Raw genomic sequence first — 254 nt, forward strand, 5'->3', positions numbered from 1 at the left:
GTGATGTTGCTATCACCTTTCACATTCAGCGTATCGCCTAATGCAAATTGGTTACTGCTGCTACCATTACCAAATTTGATGCCTTTGTCCGCTGTTGCTTGCGCTGCATCAGCTGCAGTTTGCGCAGTAGTGACATTTTGGTTGGTGGTGAATAACTGACCACCGTTCACTGCATCTGTTGAAGCTGCTGAACTGATATCACCTGCTTTCACATTGGTGATGGTCGTGCCACCTGCACCTGCAAGCGTGATCTT

Annotated in this window: 1 pseudogene; it reads right to left on the reverse strand. The window is 47.6% G+C overall.

Going from position 1 to position 254, the window contains the following annotated elements:
* Positions 1 to 254, reverse strand: a pseudogene (locus MMO42_RS18265) (hypothetical protein); the annotation flags it as partial.

This window comes from Acinetobacter sp. ANC 3882 (assembly GCF_022549545.1).
Lineage (GTDB): Bacteria > Pseudomonadota > Gammaproteobacteria > Pseudomonadales > Moraxellaceae > Acinetobacter.